This window comes from Photobacterium angustum (assembly GCF_003026365.1).
Lineage (GTDB): Bacteria > Pseudomonadota > Gammaproteobacteria > Enterobacterales > Vibrionaceae > Photobacterium > Photobacterium angustum.
Genome location: NZ_PYOM01000014.1, coordinates 42,706 through 59,386 on the forward strand (window position 1 = coordinate 42,706; position 16,681 = coordinate 59,386).

15 protein-coding genes are annotated in these 16,681 nt (G+C 42.7%); 6 read left to right on the plus strand and 9 right to left on the minus strand.

The annotated features are described in order from the left end of the window. The first annotated feature begins 68 nt into the window (after positions 1–68). The 5 genes from CTN01_RS14960 to mutT all read left to right on the plus strand — a co-directional run bounded on the left by CTN01_RS14960 (position 69) and on the right by mutT (position 2,990). Positions 69–938: a prepilin peptidase gene (locus tag CTN01_RS14960; RefSeq protein ID WP_107342186.1), complete on the plus strand. Its 870-nt coding sequence runs from the start codon at positions 69–71 to the stop codon at positions 936–938. Positions 939–941: 3 nt separating this feature from the next. Next, positions 942–1,547, plus strand: a complete 606-nt coding sequence (gene coaE, locus CTN01_RS14965; protein ID WP_045149812.1) for a dephospho-CoA kinase — start codon at positions 942–944, stop codon at positions 1,545–1,547. A 64-nt stretch (positions 1,548–1,611) separates the two neighbouring features. Further along, entirely contained in the window at positions 1,612–2,358 is a 747-nt protein-coding gene (zapD, locus tag CTN01_RS14970; protein ID WP_080896225.1) for a cell division protein ZapD, read from the plus strand. Positions 2,359–2,365: 7 nt separating this feature from the next. Continuing rightward, positions 2,366–2,581, plus strand: coding sequence for a DNA gyrase inhibitor YacG (gene yacG / locus CTN01_RS14975; protein ID WP_045149810.1), 216 nt, complete (start codon positions 2,366–2,368; stop codon positions 2,579–2,581). Between the two features lie 4 nt (positions 2,582–2,585). Continuing rightward, positions 2,586–2,990 carry an 8-oxo-dGTP diphosphatase MutT gene (mutT, locus tag CTN01_RS14980; RefSeq protein WP_045149808.1) on the plus strand — a complete coding sequence of 135 codons (405 nt, stop codon included), beginning with the start codon at positions 2,586–2,588 and terminating at the stop codon, positions 2,988–2,990. 107 nt (positions 2,991–3,097) lie between these two features. Here mutT and secA read toward each other — a convergent pair whose 3' ends face one another. Beyond that, positions 3,098–5,833 carry a preprotein translocase subunit SecA gene (gene secA, locus CTN01_RS14985; RefSeq protein WP_045128625.1) on the minus strand — a complete coding sequence of 912 codons (2,736 nt, stop codon included), beginning with the start codon at positions 5,831–5,833 and terminating at the stop codon, positions 3,098–3,100. Between the two features lie 429 nt (positions 5,834–6,262). On the opposite strand from secA, the gene CTN01_RS14990 reads away from it, so the two are divergent. Further along, on the plus strand, positions 6,263–6,721 hold the full coding sequence (locus CTN01_RS14990; RefSeq protein ID WP_039872783.1) for a DUF721 domain-containing protein: 459 nt from the start codon (positions 6,263–6,265) through the stop codon (positions 6,719–6,721). Between the two features lie 71 nt (positions 6,722–6,792). On the opposite strand, the gene lpxC is transcribed toward CTN01_RS14990, so the two are convergent. From lpxC to murD, 8 genes are all read right to left on the minus strand, one after another. Beyond that, positions 6,793–7,710 carry a UDP-3-O-acyl-N-acetylglucosamine deacetylase gene (gene lpxC / locus CTN01_RS14995; RefSeq protein ID WP_005371241.1) on the minus strand — a complete coding sequence of 306 codons (918 nt, stop codon included), beginning with the start codon at positions 7,708–7,710 and terminating at the stop codon, positions 6,793–6,795. Between the two features lie 286 nt (positions 7,711–7,996). Next, positions 7,997–9,139, minus strand: a complete 1,143-nt coding sequence (gene ftsZ, locus CTN01_RS15000; RefSeq protein WP_005371240.1) for a cell division protein FtsZ — start codon at positions 9,137–9,139, stop codon at positions 7,997–7,999. A gap of 32 nt (positions 9,140–9,171) precedes the next feature. Beyond that, positions 9,172–10,428 (minus strand): cell division protein FtsA, encoded by a 1,257-nt coding sequence (ftsA, locus tag CTN01_RS15005; protein WP_006647325.1) that lies wholly within the window; start codon positions 10,426–10,428, stop codon positions 9,172–9,174. 12 nt (positions 10,429–10,440) lie between these two features. Continuing rightward, positions 10,441–11,226 (minus strand): cell division protein FtsQ/DivIB, encoded by a 786-nt coding sequence (locus tag CTN01_RS15010; RefSeq protein ID WP_045083953.1) that lies wholly within the window; start codon positions 11,224–11,226, stop codon positions 10,441–10,443. Positions 11,227–11,499: 273 nt separating this feature from the next. Further along, the gene (gene murC, locus CTN01_RS15015) at positions 11,500–12,963 is read right to left on the minus strand and encodes a UDP-N-acetylmuramate--L-alanine ligase (protein WP_045083952.1); all 1,464 of its coding nucleotides are present in this window, start codon (positions 12,961–12,963) and stop codon (positions 11,500–11,502) included. Between the two features lie 15 nt (positions 12,964–12,978). Then, positions 12,979–14,043 (minus strand): undecaprenyldiphospho-muramoylpentapeptide beta-N-acetylglucosaminyltransferase, encoded by a 1,065-nt coding sequence (gene murG, locus CTN01_RS15020; RefSeq protein ID WP_045149806.1) that lies wholly within the window; start codon positions 14,041–14,043, stop codon positions 12,979–12,981. Beyond that, entirely contained in the window at positions 14,030–15,340 is a 1,311-nt protein-coding gene (ftsW, locus tag CTN01_RS15025) for a cell division protein FtsW (RefSeq protein ID WP_045149805.1), read from the minus strand. The genes murG and ftsW overlap by 14 nt, the downstream gene beginning before the upstream one ends. Next, a complete protein-coding gene (murD, locus tag CTN01_RS15030; RefSeq protein WP_045149804.1) occupies positions 15,340–16,680 on the minus strand; it encodes a UDP-N-acetylmuramoyl-L-alanine--D-glutamate ligase in 1,341 nt (446 codons plus the stop codon). Before murD ends, ftsW begins: the two co-directional genes overlap by 1 nt. Position 16,681 lies beyond the last annotated feature (1 nt).

The following is a 16,681-nucleotide window of genomic DNA, read 5'->3' on the forward strand; positions in this document are numbered from 1 at the left end:
TAATCATCGGCTAGGATCACCTAGCCGTTTGCCTTACAATAACCGCCTAATTTTTAAGAGATCCTCACATGGCAGTACTTTCCTATTACCCTTGGTTATATCCCCTTTTTGCCGTTATTTTTGGTCTGTTGGTCGGCAGTTTTTTAAATGTGGTGATTTATCGCTTGCCGATCATGATGGAACGCCAATGGCGTAAAGAGTGCCAAGAGTGTTTTCCTGAAATGGATAACCAGCCAGACGATTCGGTCTTTAATTTAAGTGTGCCACGTTCACGCTGCCCACACTGTAATCACGCCATTAGCGCATTGGAAAATATCCCAGTGATCAGCTGGCTTGCTCTCGGTGGCAAATGCAAAGAATGCAAAGCGCCTATTAGTAAACGCTACCCAACAATTGAATTACTGACCGCGGCAATGAGCTTAACCGTATCACTGATGCTGCCACCAACATGGTGGGCAATCGCGGCGATCTTTTTCACCTTCGCCTTAATTGCGCTTACCTTTATCGATATCGATAAAATGCTACTGCCCGATCAAATTACCTTACCACTAATGTGGGCGGGTATTTTGCTCTCTGTAATGGGTATTAGCCCTGTATCACTAACTGATTCGGTGATTGGTGCAATGACAGGTTATTTATCGCTATGGAGTGTGTTCTGGGTCTTTAAATTACTGACTAAAAAGGATGGTATGGGCTATGGCGACTTTAAATTACTTGCCGCATTAGGTGCTTGGCTTGGCTGGCAATTGCTGCCGTTTGTAGTGTTGCTCTCTTCTTTAGTCGGCGCGCTGTGCGGTATTGTATTACTGAAAATGCAAGATGCCGATAATCAAACCCCATTCTCATTTGGCCCTTACCTTGCGGTTGCGGGTTGGATTGCATTGTTATGGGGTGAGCCTATAGTGAATTGGTATGTTACCTCGTACTTAGGAATGTAAATTATGAGTATTGTCATTGGCCTAACTGGCGGAATTGGTAGCGGAAAAACGACGGTTGCTAACTTATTTGCTGATAACTACGGCATTGATATTATTGATGCCGATATTGTTGCGCGAGAAGTCGTCGAGCCGAATACCGTCGGTTTAAACGCTATTATAAAAAAATTTGGCGCTGGTATTTTACTTGAAGATGGAACCTTGAATCGGGCAAAACTGCGTGAAGCTATTTTTAGTCAGCCTGAATTAAAGCAATGGTTAAATGAGCTACTTCACCCATTGATCCGTGAAAAAATGCTCCATGATATTAAATTGAGCAAATCACCCTATTGTTTATTAGTCGTGCCTTTGATGGTTGAAAATAACCTACAAACCCTCACCAACCGTTTACTGGTTGTTGATGTCGATGAGCAAACCCAAATCGAACGTACGCAACAACGTGATAATGTCTCTGTTGAGCAAATCAAAAATATCTTAGCGAGCCAAGCAACTCGCCAACAACGGTTGGATGCCGCAGATGACGTCATTACTAATTTTGGTGATAGTCCAGCATTAACATTACAAATCGCGCAACTTCACAGGCAATATCTCAAAATGGATCATGATCTGTAGTAAAATGGCGTCTTAACTATGATAATTCTTATTACGATCTTGGCTCCTGTTTGGTATTCCCTTTATGCAAACTACGCAAATGACGCACTATGAACACCCTTTGACGGAGAAAGTCCGTATTTACTTACGCCTTGATTATCTCTTGCGACAAATGCATCACAGCAGCAACCAAAATGATCCTTGGCAATATAAAATATTCTTCCATGCCCTTTTTGATTTACTTGAGATCTTAGACCAAGTACAAGTTAAAACCGATCTTGCCAAAGATATAGAGAAACAACGTCAACAACTGATGAATTGGTTAAACATTGATGGTGTTGACGAGTATGCACTGCAACAAATGATCGATTCGATGGAACATGCGCATAAAGCGTTAATTTCATCTCCTCGCCTAGGACAAAACTTACGTGAAGATCGTTTTCTTTCCAGTATAAAGCAACGTTTCTCCATTCCCGGTGGTAGTTGTTGTTTTGATCTACCTTCATTGCATCACTGGCTGCATCTTAGCGATGAGCATAAACAAAAAGCAATGAAAGACTGGTTACATGAGCTTTCAGAGCTTGATGAAGCACTCAATCTCTGGTTGAGGTTAACCCGAGAAAGCGCACAATATAAAACCAATCATGCCCGTAATGGCTTCTTCCAGTATGACGCTGAAGATGCATGTTTATTACGGCTAGAAATTTGCGCTAAAGATGGCGTTTATCCTATGATATCGGGACATCGTAGTCGCTTTGCTATTCGTTTCTCTCCCTTTGTGGAAGGAGATCCTGTCGCAAGCGATATTGAATTTAAATTAGCCATTTGCTGAGGTTTTTGTGTCTCAATCAACAACCGATACCAACATTACTGTCGTAAAGTGTCCTACCTGTAAAACTGAAGTGGTTTGGGGTGAGCAGAGTCCATTTCGTCCTTTTTGCAGTAAACGCTGCCAATTGATCGATCTTGGCGAATGGGCGGAAGAAGAAAAATCTATCCCAGGCGCACCTGATCTATCAGATTCTGATGGTTGGTCTGAAGATATGGGTTATTAACAGTATGGATAAGAAGCAAGTTTGGATTGCGGCAGGCATTATTTTAGATTCAGAGAAAAAGCATATTTTCATTACCCGCCGTGCCGATAAAGCGCATCAAGGCGGCTTATGGGAGTTTGCTGGCGGAAAAGTAGAAACAGGTGAAACAGCAAAGCAAGCAGTGATCCGTGAGCTACAAGAAGAAGTCGGTATTCATGCCACTGACGTTGAACCTTTTATTGCCCTTGCTCATGATTATTCAGATAAATCACTAAAATTTGATTTCTTTCTGATCCATCAATTTGATGGCAAAGCCTTTGGTAAAGAAGGTCAACCGGGTGAGTGGGTCGCTATCAATGCATTAGCTAATTACCCTTTCCCTGATGCTAATAAACCTGTGCTAGATAAGATACAGCAATATTTTGCCTAATGAATTCGCTTAAAGATCGACTAGAGTCTGAATCTTTGACCTTGATTTTAAGCCAATAAAAAAGTCGCCCGAGAGCGACTTTTTTAATATCTACAATATGATCAATCTTAGTTGATCTTACCGTGACATTGCTTGTACTTCTTACCAGAACCACAAGGGCAAGGCTCATTACGGCCTACTTTACGCTCTTCACGCTCGTAAGTACCTTGTTGAGCTTCTACCTCTTCATCTGATGATTCATCAGTGATTTGGCTTTCTGCACTTTGATGTTGGAACTGTTGACGACGAGCTAGCATTTCTGCCATTTGGCGACGTTCTTCTTCCATGCGATCAACTTCTTCCTGCTGCTGTACACGTACCTTACTTAAGATAGCAACAACATCACTCTTCAAGTTATCTAGCATTTCTTCAAACAGTTCAAACGATTCACGCTTGTATTCCTGCTTAGGGTTCTTTTGTGCGTAACCACGTAGGTGAATACCTTGACGCAAGTGATCCATTGCCGCTAGGTGTTCTTTCCATAGCGTATCAAGGTTCTGTAGCATCACTGTTTTCTCGAAGTTACGTAGCACTTCAGCACCAACAACTGATTCTTTCTCACGGTAAACTTCAAGCGCTTTTTCTACAATGCGCTCACGAAGTGCTTCTTCGTAAAGTTTATCTTCGGTATCAAGCCAGTGTTGAATTGGTAGCTCAAGATCGTAATCATCTTTCAGACGTGTTTCTAACCCTTTGATGTCCCACATTTCTTCAAGCGATTGTGGTGGAATGTAGCTATCCATTAATGCATTTAGCACGTCTTCACGGTTGTGCTCAATCATTTCACTGATATCTTCAGCATGCATTAATTCATCACGTAATTCGTAAACCACTTTACGCTGATCGTTAGCAACATCATCAAATTCAAGCAACTGCTTACGAATATCGAAGTTACGACCTTCAACTTTACGTTGGGCGTTCTCGATAGCCTTTGATACCCAAGGGTGCTCAATCGCTTCGCCTTGCTCCATACCTAACTTCTTCATCATGCCCGAAACACGATCTGAAGCGAAGATACGCATTAAGCCATCTTCCATAGATAGGTAGAAACGAGAAGAACCTGCATCACCCTGACGACCCGCACGACCACGTAGCTGGTTATCGATACGACGAGATTCGTGACGCTCAGTACCAATGATGTGCAAGCCACCTGACGCTAATACCGCATCGTGCTTTTCTTGCCATTTCGCTTTGATCTTCGCGATTTGATCTTCAGTTGGGTTATCTAGCTTTTCAACATCAGTCTTCCACGAACCACCTAGCATGATATCGGTACCACGACCGGCCATGTTAGTTGCAATAGTTACCGCACCTGGCGCACCAGCTTCTGCGATAATATCCGCTTCTTTTTCGTGGAATTTTGCGTTTAGTACGTTGTGTTTAATGCCTTCTTTCTTAAGCGCATTAGACAGTAACTCTGATTTTTCAATCGATACCGTACCCACCAAACAAGGCTGACCGTTTTGTACACGCTCTTTAATATCTTGGCTAATTGCAGCAAACTTTTCAGTTTCTGTCATGTAAACCAAGTCACCGTTATCGATACGTGCCATTGGACGGTTAGTAGGAAGTACAACCGTATCTAGATCGTAGATAGACTGGAATTCAAACGCTTCAGTATCAGCCGTACCTGTCATACCAGAAAGCTTATCGTATAAGCGGAAGTAATTCTGGAAGGTAATCGATGCTAACGTTTGGTTCTCATTTTGGATCTTCACGCCTTCTTTCGCTTCAACGGCTTGGTGAAGACCTTCTGACCAGCGACGACCTGGCATTGTACGCCCAGTGTGCTCATCAACGATGATAACTTCATCGTCTTGAACGATGTAATCAACGTCTTTTTCAAATAGCACGTGTGCACGTAAACCCGCATTTACGTGATGCAATAGGCTAATGTTCGCTGGAGAGTACAAGGTATCGTGCTCTGCCATTAAGCCATTTTTGATTAATAGCTCTTCAACAAACTCCTGACCATTTTCAGTTAGATAAGCTTGCTTCGATTTTTCATCTACTGTGTAGTGACCTTCGCCACGGTACTCTTCGCTATCTTCTTTATCTTGACGAACAAGTAGAGGAATTAGTTCATTAATCTTAATGTACATTTCAGAGCTGTCTTCAGCAGGGCCTGAAATGATAAGCGGAGTACGTGCTTCATCAATTAAGATGGAGTCAACTTCATCGACTACGGCGAAGAAACGTTCGCGTTGAACACGATCTTCTGGGCGGAATGCCATGTTATCGCGCAAGTAGTCAAAGCCAAATTCGTTATTCGTTCCGTAAAGAACATCTGCTGCATATGCTTCTTTTTTCGCAGGTGGTGACATATTAGGTACGTTTACACCTACAGTCATGCCGAGGAATTCAAATAACTCGCGGTTAGTTTCGGCATCACGTGCTGCTAGGTAATCGTTCACGGTTACGATATGAACGCCTTTACCTGTTAAAGCATTTAAGTATGAAGGAAGAGTTGCAGTCAGAGTTTTACCTTCACCGGTACGCATTTCTGCAATTTTACAATCATTCAATACCATGCCGCCAAGCAGCTGGACATCGAAGTGGCGCATACCGTAAATACGCTTGGATGCTTCACGAACGGTCGCGAAGGCTTCTGGTAGTAGTTGATCTAGCGTTTCACCTTGCTCTAAACGCTCACGAAATTCAGCTGTTTTTGCTTTCAGCTCATGATCTTGTAGGCTTTCAAATTGAGGCTCTAGCTTATTGATTTGATCAACAATTTTGCGCATACGACGCAGAGTGCGGTCGTTACGGCTACCGATAACTTTAGTCAGTAGTTTTGATAACATGGCGATGCCGTTTTCTCTTTGTTATATCAGCGTATCTATTGCTGAATCGCTTAATCTGGTTTCATTCTCTGGGGGACCGTAAGCAATCCCTGTCCCACTAGAATCGCCACAATGGTGACTAAGAGGATAATCCTGAAACTGTGTCATACTAACATTGTGCCATGAAAACCACTTTTCAAGGGGTCTTCATTAATAACCATCACCACATAAAACGAGATAGCAATTTAACGCTTAAACACGACGGTGACAGTAACAACACTTGCAGGTACATCTTTCAAGTTATATTAACCTATATGAGTGATATAATAAGTCATATTAGTGTCATCGCCTATGGGAAAAGCAGGCTTAGCACTTTTTATATTCGAAAAATTAGGATCATATCCGCAATTTTTCAACTTTGAGCAACATCATTACTTAGGATCACTGACGATGAGAGATCGCCGTCCCCAAACTACCGGGGATCTTTTAGAAGAAACTGGGCTTAATAATATTCAACAACGAGCTATCGCATTAAGTCAGTTAAATACTGCGGTAAAGCAACATGTTAATTGTGCTGAACATTGCCGTGTAAGTAATTATCGTCAAGGAATATTGATTATAGAAACCGAGTCTGCTGCGTGGTCGATGCGTCTTAATTACGAACGCCACACTTTGATGATGAAGTTACGAGAAAAACTATTGCCTAAGTTGCAAGATATTGAAATAAAAGTGAACCCTTCTCTTGCTGCGGTACATAAACAGCGACAAGAAAAAATACCCGATATTATACAAAAGCCAATCACAGAAGTTGCTGCCCAGCATCTCTTAGCAACGGCCGCAAGCGCACCTGAAAAAGTTAAAAAGCGTTTAGAACGCCTTGCCCTGCTGGCACAAAAACAAAAACGCTAGTGTAAATAAAACCCATATACAAAAACGCCGAGCAACAGCTCGGCGTTTTTTAATTCTTTTCGCATTTGGTATTAAGCGAGAACCATTCCTGGTTGAGCAAAAGTAACCGGTACCTGCTGCTCATCTTCAAAAGTGGACCATTCATAGGCTTCTTGATCAGCAAGTACTGCACGTAGTAATTGGTTATTTAACGCATGTCCTGATTTATAAGCACGCATCTCACCAATAATGTTATGACCACACATGTAGAGATCACCAATGGCATCCAATACTTTGTGAGTCACTAACTCATTGTCAAAACGCAAACCGTCATCATTAAGAATACGATAATCATCCAGTACAATAGCGTTATCGAAACTACCACCTAAACATAAGTTTTGTGATTGTAAGTATTCGATATCACGCATGAAACCAAAGGTTCGAGCGCGACTGATATTTTTAACAAAAGACTTACTTGAAAAATCTAACACTAGACGCTGCTGATCTGATTCAATCGCAGGGTGGTTAAACTCGATAGCAAAATCCAGACGGAAACCGTTATAAGGAACGAGTTCCGCCCATTTGTCGCCATCTTCAATGCGAACAGGTTTTTTGATACGTAAAAAACGCTTAGGCGCATTCAACGTTTCAATACCTGCAGATTGAAGCAGGTAGATAAATGGGCTCGCGCTACCATCCATAATAGGAATTTCCGGTGCGTTAACTTCGATAATCACGTTATCGATACCCATACCTGCTAGTGCTGCATTCAAGTGCTCAACCGTTGAAATACGCACGCCCTCTTCATTTACAAGAGCTGTACATAACATGGTATCGCGCACAGAGTCTGCATTTGCAGGAAAATCCACAGGAGGATTTAAATCTGTACGACGATAAATCACGCCTGTATTAGCGGCTGCAGGACGCAGAATAAGCGTCACTTTACGTCCAGAGTGGAGACCCACACCAGTCGTTTGCACAATGCTTTTAAGTGTACGTTGTCTGATCATCTGCTCATATCTCAACTGTTAAACAAACTTTTGTCACAAAGCAACAAGGCTAAATAACACCCATTATCAAGTACAATTACGCGAAATGGGCATAAATAATACCATAAGCTACTAAATATCCAAAATAATTTGAAATAGGCTAAGTAAGTGCCTTTAAACTAATCGTCAAAGGCACAACTAAGTTACTGATTATCTAGCTATAAAAACCATAATATTTCAATATGGATATATTTATTATCATTGAGTCTTTATATATTCAATCAGCACCACCGATTAACTATAGATATTAGTCAGCTTGTTTACGCAAAAATGCAGGAATATCTAAGTAATCATGATCAGCTTGTGGCTTAGCCGCCGTCGCTTGACCATCATTATTAGTTACTGTCTTTTCTTCAGCAACAACTGTTTTTTCTTGTGCTACTGTCGCTTGAACAGGCTTAGATGAAGTCACTAACGTAATATCCGCTTTCACTTCTTTACCAATACCTGTAGCAACAACTGTTACACGTAGTTCATCAGTCATATCTGGATCTAAAGATGTACCGATAACAACAGTTGCGTTATCAGAAGCGAATGCTTTCACTGTGTTACCCACAGTTTCGAATTCGTCTAGACGCATGTCCATACCTGCAGTGATGTTAACAAGAACACCACGTGCACCAGCTAGATCGATATCTTCTAGTAGTGGACTAGAAATTGCCATTTCAGCCGCTTCTTCAGCACGGTCGTCGCCAGAAGCAACACCGCTACCCATCATCGCATGACCCATCTCAGACATTACTGTACGTACGTCAGCAAAGTCGACGTTGATCATACCAGGACGTGTGATTAGCTCAGCAATACCTTGAACAGCGTTCTTAAGAACGTCGTTTGCTTTAGCAAAAGCGTCAAGCAATGTGATTCCACGACCAAGTACTTTTAGTAGCTTTTCGTTTGGAATCGTAATCAATGAATCAACATGCTTAGAAAGCTCATCGATACCTTGCTCAGCAAAAGCCATACGCTTCTTACCTTCGAAGCTAAATGGTTTAGTCACCACAGCAACAGTAAGAATACCTAGCTCTTTTGCCACTTCAGCAATGATTGGAGCAGCACCAGTACCAGTACCACCGCCCATACCAGCAGCAATGAAGATCATATCAGAGCCTTCTAGCTCTTTTTTGATTGCTTCACGGTCTTCTAGTGCAGAATCACGACCTACTTGTGGGTTAGCACCCGCACCCAAACCTTTAGTGATATCACCACCGATTTGAATAACTGTACTTACGCTTGTTTTACGTAATGCTTGTGCATCAGTGTTAACACTAATGAACTGCACGCCTTCGATAGATTCACGTACCATGTGATCGACAGCATTACCGCCGCCGCCGCCAACGCCAATGACCTTAATTACCGCTTCATCAGACATTTCCATCATCGGTTCAAACATGTGTTCTCTCCGTTATCCTGTTCGCATCAGGTTTAAAATTCTTTTTTTAACCAACCACTAATTCGTGAAAATAAACCAGTAACTGAACGTTTCGGTTCTAGCTCATTTTCATCAAATGATTGACTGTCCTTTCCGTAATGCAGTAATCCTACTGCAGTTGCATAAGTTGGGGCCTGAACATAGTCAGTTAAACCACTTAACTCTAAAGGTTGACCAATACGCACTTGGTGACGGAACACCCGTTCTGCACATTCAGTCAAACCTTCCATTTGTGCAGCGCCCCCGGTTAGGACGATGCCCGCGGCTAAGTGGTGTTTAACACCCGCTTCACGCAACTGTTCTTGTACTGTTAACAGCTTTTGATTAACCAGCCCCAGCAATTCGCTGTAACGAGGCTCTATCACTTCTGCTAGTGTCTGGCTTTGTAAGCTACGAGATGGTCGACCTCCAACACTTGGGACATCAACCTTAGCATCTTTACTCACCAATTCACTCAGCGCACAGCCGTATTTCACTTTAATATCTTCAGCGTCACCCGGCGGTGTACCAAATGCATAAGCAATATCACTGGTTACTACATTACCCGCGTACGGAATGACTTCCGCATGACGTAATGCACCACCAGACCAAATAGCAAGATCCATCGTACCGCCGCCAATATCGACAACACATACGCCGAGCTCTCGCTCATCCGGTGTCAGTACAGCATAGCTTGATGCTAATCCTGAGAAAATCAGATGATCAACTTTCAAGTCACAACGCTCTACTGCTTTCACGATGTTTTTCGCCATGTCATTGTGACAGGTGATCAAATGAACACTGGCTTCCATACGAACTCCTGATAGACCAACAGGGTTTTTAATCCCCTCCTGATAATCAATAGCAAATTCCTGAGGAATTACATGTAAAGTTCGTTGTTCATCGCTTAATTTTACTGACTTCGCCGTATGAATAACATTATCGACGTCGTCTTGTGTTACTTCTTTTTCAGAAATTGGCACCATGCCTTTTTCTGTTTGGCAACTAATATGTTTACCAGATAACGACAAGTACACGGAACTGATTTGGCATTCAGCCATTAATTCAGCTTTATCAACGGCTCGTTGCACTGACTTAACAACAGATTCAAGGTCATTGACCCCGCCTTTATCCATTCCGCGTGACGGACTGCTTCCCATACCGATAACATTCACAGTGTTATCGGGCAGCACTTCCCCAACCAAAGCCGTAACTTCGGATGTGCCGATATCAAGACCAACAATAAGTTTTTGATCTGCAGCCTTAGTCATTAACACACGCTCTTATTTGGTATCCGACACATGAGCATCATGTTCCGGTATTGTTTTCCAACCCACAGCTGCGCCAGTATCATAACGCAAATCCACATATTCTATCGGTTTATTCAGCTTTACTAATTCTGGATAAATTTCGATAAAACGCTTAAGACGCTCCATTCGAGCCTCTCGGCCCAAGTCAAGCATAATCCCATTGGCTAATAAGATTCGCCAAGCTCGACGTTCATTCAATGATAACGACGCGATACTTAAGCCAGCGTTCTTCAGTAAGGGACGCATTTCTCGCAACGCTGCTAATACTTCTTCACTGCTGGCCTCGGGGCCAGAGAGATTAGTAAGGTTTAAATCTGCAACTTGCTCAGCAGGCGCTTTAAAGACTTGGCCTTCTTTATTAACCAAATATTTATGATCCCATTGCGCTACTGGTTGGTTTTCTACAATGAAAACTTTGATCGTATCAGGCCATTGTTTTCGTACTGCAGCATGAGCAACCCACGGCAGTGCCTCTACATGAGCCTGAATAGTATTAACATCTTGGGTCATAAAGGTACCAAGATGATCAATTGTTAATATCGTCTGGCGTACATTGTCTTTGGTTAGATAATGCAATTGTCCTTGAATCACTAATTGTGACAAGGGTAGACGGTTAGTATCTGTCATCCAGCTTTTTGTTGCACTGAATAACCAAACCGTAAAACCAATGACAAAGAGGAAAAACGCCAATCCACCCCAGCGTGACCACTTTTTTGGCGATGGATGCATATACTCTTGCTCTACGACTTCTTCAGTCATTGTTTACTCTTCGCTTTACTCATTCAGCTTAACCTTACCATATAGGTATAAATTAGCCGTCAGCTATCTCAGATGTAATAAGCAAAGTCAAACGATTATACCGAGCAACTCGACCTACTCCAACACTCATGAGGCGTTTTATGTGCACAACCTGAGAATAATTTTCTATATATCCATCAAAATATCGAGAAAAACAAAATAACTGGCTATTGTGTACACAATCCATAGCCAGCTATTATCATTTTCGACGTATATATGTTGTCATATACTAATTTATACGTCTTTTTTCATTATCTCGATATTCAACTTCATTTCTGCTAGCTGACGCGCTATTTTGCCGACATCACCTGCACCTTGTGTCAAAACTAAATCATCATTTTGAATAATATTTGCAAGAATAGCTGGCAACTCTTCTGCTTCAGGTACAAAAATAGGATCAATTCTGCCACGAGATCGAATAGTACGACATAACGCTCGACCATCAGCCCCTGCAATAGGTGCTTCACCAGCAGAATAAACATCAAGCATCACTAATACATCAACTTGATCAAGCACATTAGCAAAATCATCATAGAGATCGCGAGTACGACTATAACGGTGGGGCTGGAAGATCATCACTAAGCGTTTATCTGCCCAACCTGCACGCGCAGCTTGAATCGTTACATCAACTTCGCTTGGGTGATGGCCATAATCATCCACCAGCATTACATTACCATTGCCCGTTTCAAATTCACCTAAATGATCAAAACGTCGACCTGTACCTTCAAACTCAATTAACGCGCGCATGATCGCGTCATCATCAACGCCTTCTTCTGTAGCTACAGCAATCGCTGCAGTTGCATTTAAAGCATTATGCTTACCTGGAATATTCAAGGTAATATTAAGCGCTGGTTTATCTTTACGTAATACAGTGAAATGACCTTGCTGTCCCGTCTGCGTATAATTAGTGATGCGAACATCAGCGTCTTCTGCAAAGCCATAAGTTAGCATTGGACGACCAACACGCGGCAGTAATTCACGTACCACAGGATCATCAATACACATTACCGCCAACCCGTAAAATGGTAGGTTATGCAGGAAATCAATGAAGGTTTGCTTTAAAACTTCAAAATCGCCGCCGTAAGTGTCCATATGATCAGCTTCAATGTTAGTGACCACACACACCATAGGTTGAAGATGTAAGAAAGAGGCATCACTTTCATCAGCTTCTGCGATTAAATAACGGCTACAGCCTAAACGTGCGTTTGTCCCTGCACTTTTTACTAATCCACCATTAACGAACGTTGGATCTAAGCCAGCTTCAGAATAAATCTGTGTCGTTAATGCTGTCGTTGTTGTTTTACCGTGCGTACCAGCAATGGCAATACCATGACGATAGCGCATTAATTCCGCTAACATTTCAGCACGGCGTACAACAGGAATACGCAATTCAGTCGCCGCCATCAGCTCAGGGTTTTCTTTGCTAATTGCCGTAGAAGCAACAACAACGCTAGCACCTTGAATATTTTCAGCTGAGTGACCAAAAAAGATCTCTGCACCTTTCGCTGTCAAACGGTTTGTTACAGCATTAGGCGCAATGTCAGAACCACTAATACGGTAGCCTTCATTTACAAGTACTTCAGCAATACCGCTCATACCTGCACCGCCAATGCCAACAAAGTGAATTCGCTCAACACGGCGCATCTCTGGCACCATTGTACGAATTTTTGCTAATTGCTGGTTATCCAGTTTACTCATCACTTTGTTCCCGTATTAATTTTTTACTAGTGATTTAATCACGTTAGCTACTCGTTCATCGGCATCAATAATAGCAGCCTCTCGTGCTGCACACGCCATTTTTTCAAGCGTATGACGATCTAATTGTTCGATCTCTTGTGCTAAACCTGACACCGTTAAATCCATTTGCTCAATCATTTTTGCTGCGCCACATTGCACCAAGTGATCAGCATTGAGTGCCTGTTGACGATCTTTGTGCATAAATGGAATAAAAATGGCACCAACACCCGCAGCAGACAATTCAGAAACCGTTAGCGCCCCAGAGCGACAAACTACTAAATCAGCCCAACTATAAGCTGCAGCAACATCATCAATAAACTCGGTAACTCTGTGAGGTGTGGTGGTTTGTTCGTTATAAGCTTGTTCAGTTGATTGCTGACTACCTTTACCGGCTTGGTGCCAAATAGTAACGCTATCGCCTAGCACCTTTGCTACTTCAGGCATAGTTTGATTCAAAATGCGTGCACCTTGACTGCCACCCATCACTAAAATACGAATCGGCCCTGTACGCTCAGCAAATCGTTCAGCTGGAGCGGGTAAAACTGTCACATCATGGCGCACAGGATTACCTACTACTTCTTTATTAGCAAATGCACCAGGAAATGCCTGTAGCACTTTCGCGGCAATTTTAGACAACCACTGATTTGTTAAACCAGCCACGGCATTTTGCTCATGCAATACGACAGGAACACCCGATAACCAAGCTGCAACACCGCCAGGACCACTAACATAACCGCCCATGCCAAGTACAACATCAGGCTGCCATGCTTTAATATATTTACGGGCTTGTAAAATAGCCCCCACAATCTTAAATGGTGCGGTAAGTAAACGCAGTACACCTTGACCACGTAAACCTTTTACTTTAATGAAGTCGATTTCAATACCATGCTTAGGTACTAAATCTGCTTCCATACGATCTGCGGTACCTAACCAGCGGATTTCCCATCCTTGTTGTTGCAATTTTTGCGCAACTGCAAGACCTGGGAAAACATGACCACCAGTACCACCCGCCATTACTAATAAACGTTTATTCTTTTTCATGAGCGTCTTTTTTATCATTATTTAATTGAGTAGGCTCACTAAGTAAAGCCTCAGGATCGGTAGCAACTTGCTGTACCGCTCCGTCCAGATTATCAAGCGCTTCATCATCAACTTCAGCCGGCTCTGCTGACTCAAACTTCTCCGCGACGCGCTGCTCAAAATCAATACGAATAAGAATGGCAACCGCTGCTGCCATAATAAATAAACTAGAACCACCGTAACTGATAAGTGGTAACGTTAGACCTTTGGTTGGAACAATACCTGCTGCTGCACCAACATTTACGAGGGTTTGGAATGCAAACCAAAAGCCGAAACCAAATGCCAGAAATCCACCAAACAACAAACCACTTTCAAGACATTTACGACCAATCACTAAGGCCTTGTAAACCAGAGCAAACAGTAAACACAGTACAACAATAACGCCAGCTAAACCTAACTCCTCAGCCAATACCGCAAATACAAAGTCTGTGTGTGCTTCAGGAAGATAAGCCAACTTTTGTATTGAGTTACCTAGGCCTTGTCCGAACCATTCACCACGACCAAATGCCATTAATGACTGAGTAAGCTGATAACCACTACCGTAAGGATCTTGCCATGGGTTAAGAAATGACGTCACGCGGCGCATACGATAGGGTTCTAAAACGATCAAAAAGGCTATACCTACAAGAGCGGTACCTAGCATCATTAAAAATTGCCAGAGTTTTGCACCAGCAATAAATAGCATACCGATAGTGGTAACGAACATTACTACCGATGAACCTAAATCGGGCTGCATCAGTAATAGCACACAAAGAATCCCCAATACAGCTAGCGGTTTTAAGAAGCCAATGAAGCTACCGCGCACTTGGTTATATTGTCTGACGAGGTAACCTGCGAGAAATATAAATAAAGAAAGCTTGGCAACTTCGGCTGGCTGAAGGTTAAAGATGCCCAATGGGATCCAACGCGCAGCACCATTTACTGAACGACCAATTATTAACACAACTGTAAGTAAAATTATGGATACCAACAGCATAGGGAAACTATATTGCTTCCATTTAGCTAATGGTATTTGCAATACAATGGCAGCAATAAAAATTGCACCACAAAGAAAGAACGCATGACGATAGGCAAAATAAAATGGAATGCCTGTAAGGCGTGTCGCGACAGGAACAGAAGCCGATGTCACCATAACCAGACCTGTGATCATCAATGCAATAGCAATCCAAACCAATTGGCGGTCATATAAACAGGGCTTACTTGGTTTAATAAACCAGCCCCCCACAGCGGCAAATCCATTACGGATCATACTAAACATCAAATATTTCCTGAAACCGAATCTTGTAACTGAATCGCTTGTTCAACAAAAGCATCGCCACGTGCCATGAAGTTGGCAAATTGATCCCAACTAGCACAAGCAGGCGATAATAAAACCATATCTCCAGATTGAACCGTACGGCTAATACAGACCATAGCATCACTCATGGTTTCAACACTGATGGCGTTATCAACAACGTCGTTAAATAAGTGTCGATCTCGACCAAAACTATACAACTGAACATTTAAGTCAGCTAAAACAGGTTTTAGTTCACTGAACTCGGCACCTTTGCTATCCCCCCCCATCAGTAGGTGCAATTTACCTTCAAGTTGTAAACCATTCAGCGCTGCTAACGTGCTTGCAAGGTTCGTGGCTTTTGAATCATTAACCCATCGAACGCCATGACGATTAACCGCAAGCTGGCAACGATGCGCAAGGCCGGTATAACGTTGCATTGCGCGACATGCCGCATCACGCGGAATCTCTGCCGCATCAGCAAGTGCAAGTGCAGCTAAACAGTTGGCAACATTGTGGCGGCCAACTAAAGCAATATCAGCCACAGCCATTACAGCTTCACCGTTCACCGCTAGCCACTCTTTGCCATTCACTAAAACAATGCCATAGTCTTGATCATCAAAACCAAAGCTTGTCATTGCACCACTAAATTGAGTCGGTTTTGTTGCTAAATCATCACGATTGAAAACAGCCTGCTTTGCGTGATCAAAAATACGCATTTTTGCTTGGCTGTATTGTGCTAAACCGCCAGGGTAGCGATCCATGTGATCTTCGGAAAGGTTCAAGTAAACAGCTGCAGTTAGCTCAAGAGAAGTCGTCGTTTCTAACTGGAAGCTCGAAAGCTCTAATACATAAAGTGCATGTTGCTGCGCCAGCATATCAAGGGCAGCAAAGCCAATATTACCTCCAACGCCAACATTAATACCCGCCTCTTTTGCCATTTCACCGACTAAGCTCGTTACGGTACTCTTACCATTTGAGCCAGTAATTGCCACTACAGGTTTATTCACTTCACGAGCAAACAGCTCAATGTCACCAACAATTTCAACGCCAGCTTCAGCAGCTAGCACAAGCTCTGGCGTTGCTAGTGCGATACCAGGGCTTGCAACGATCAAGTCAGCAGACAATAACCATTCGGTATTCCATTGACCGCTACATAGCTCAACAGAATCTGGCAATTGATCTTGGCCGGGTGGATTGTCACGCGTATCAATCACTTTAATGGTCAGTGATTGTGGTAGACGCATTAAATGATTTACAACAGATAGCCCTGTCATACCTAGACCGATAACAACGATCTTATTCACACCAGCCAAGCCTTTCATT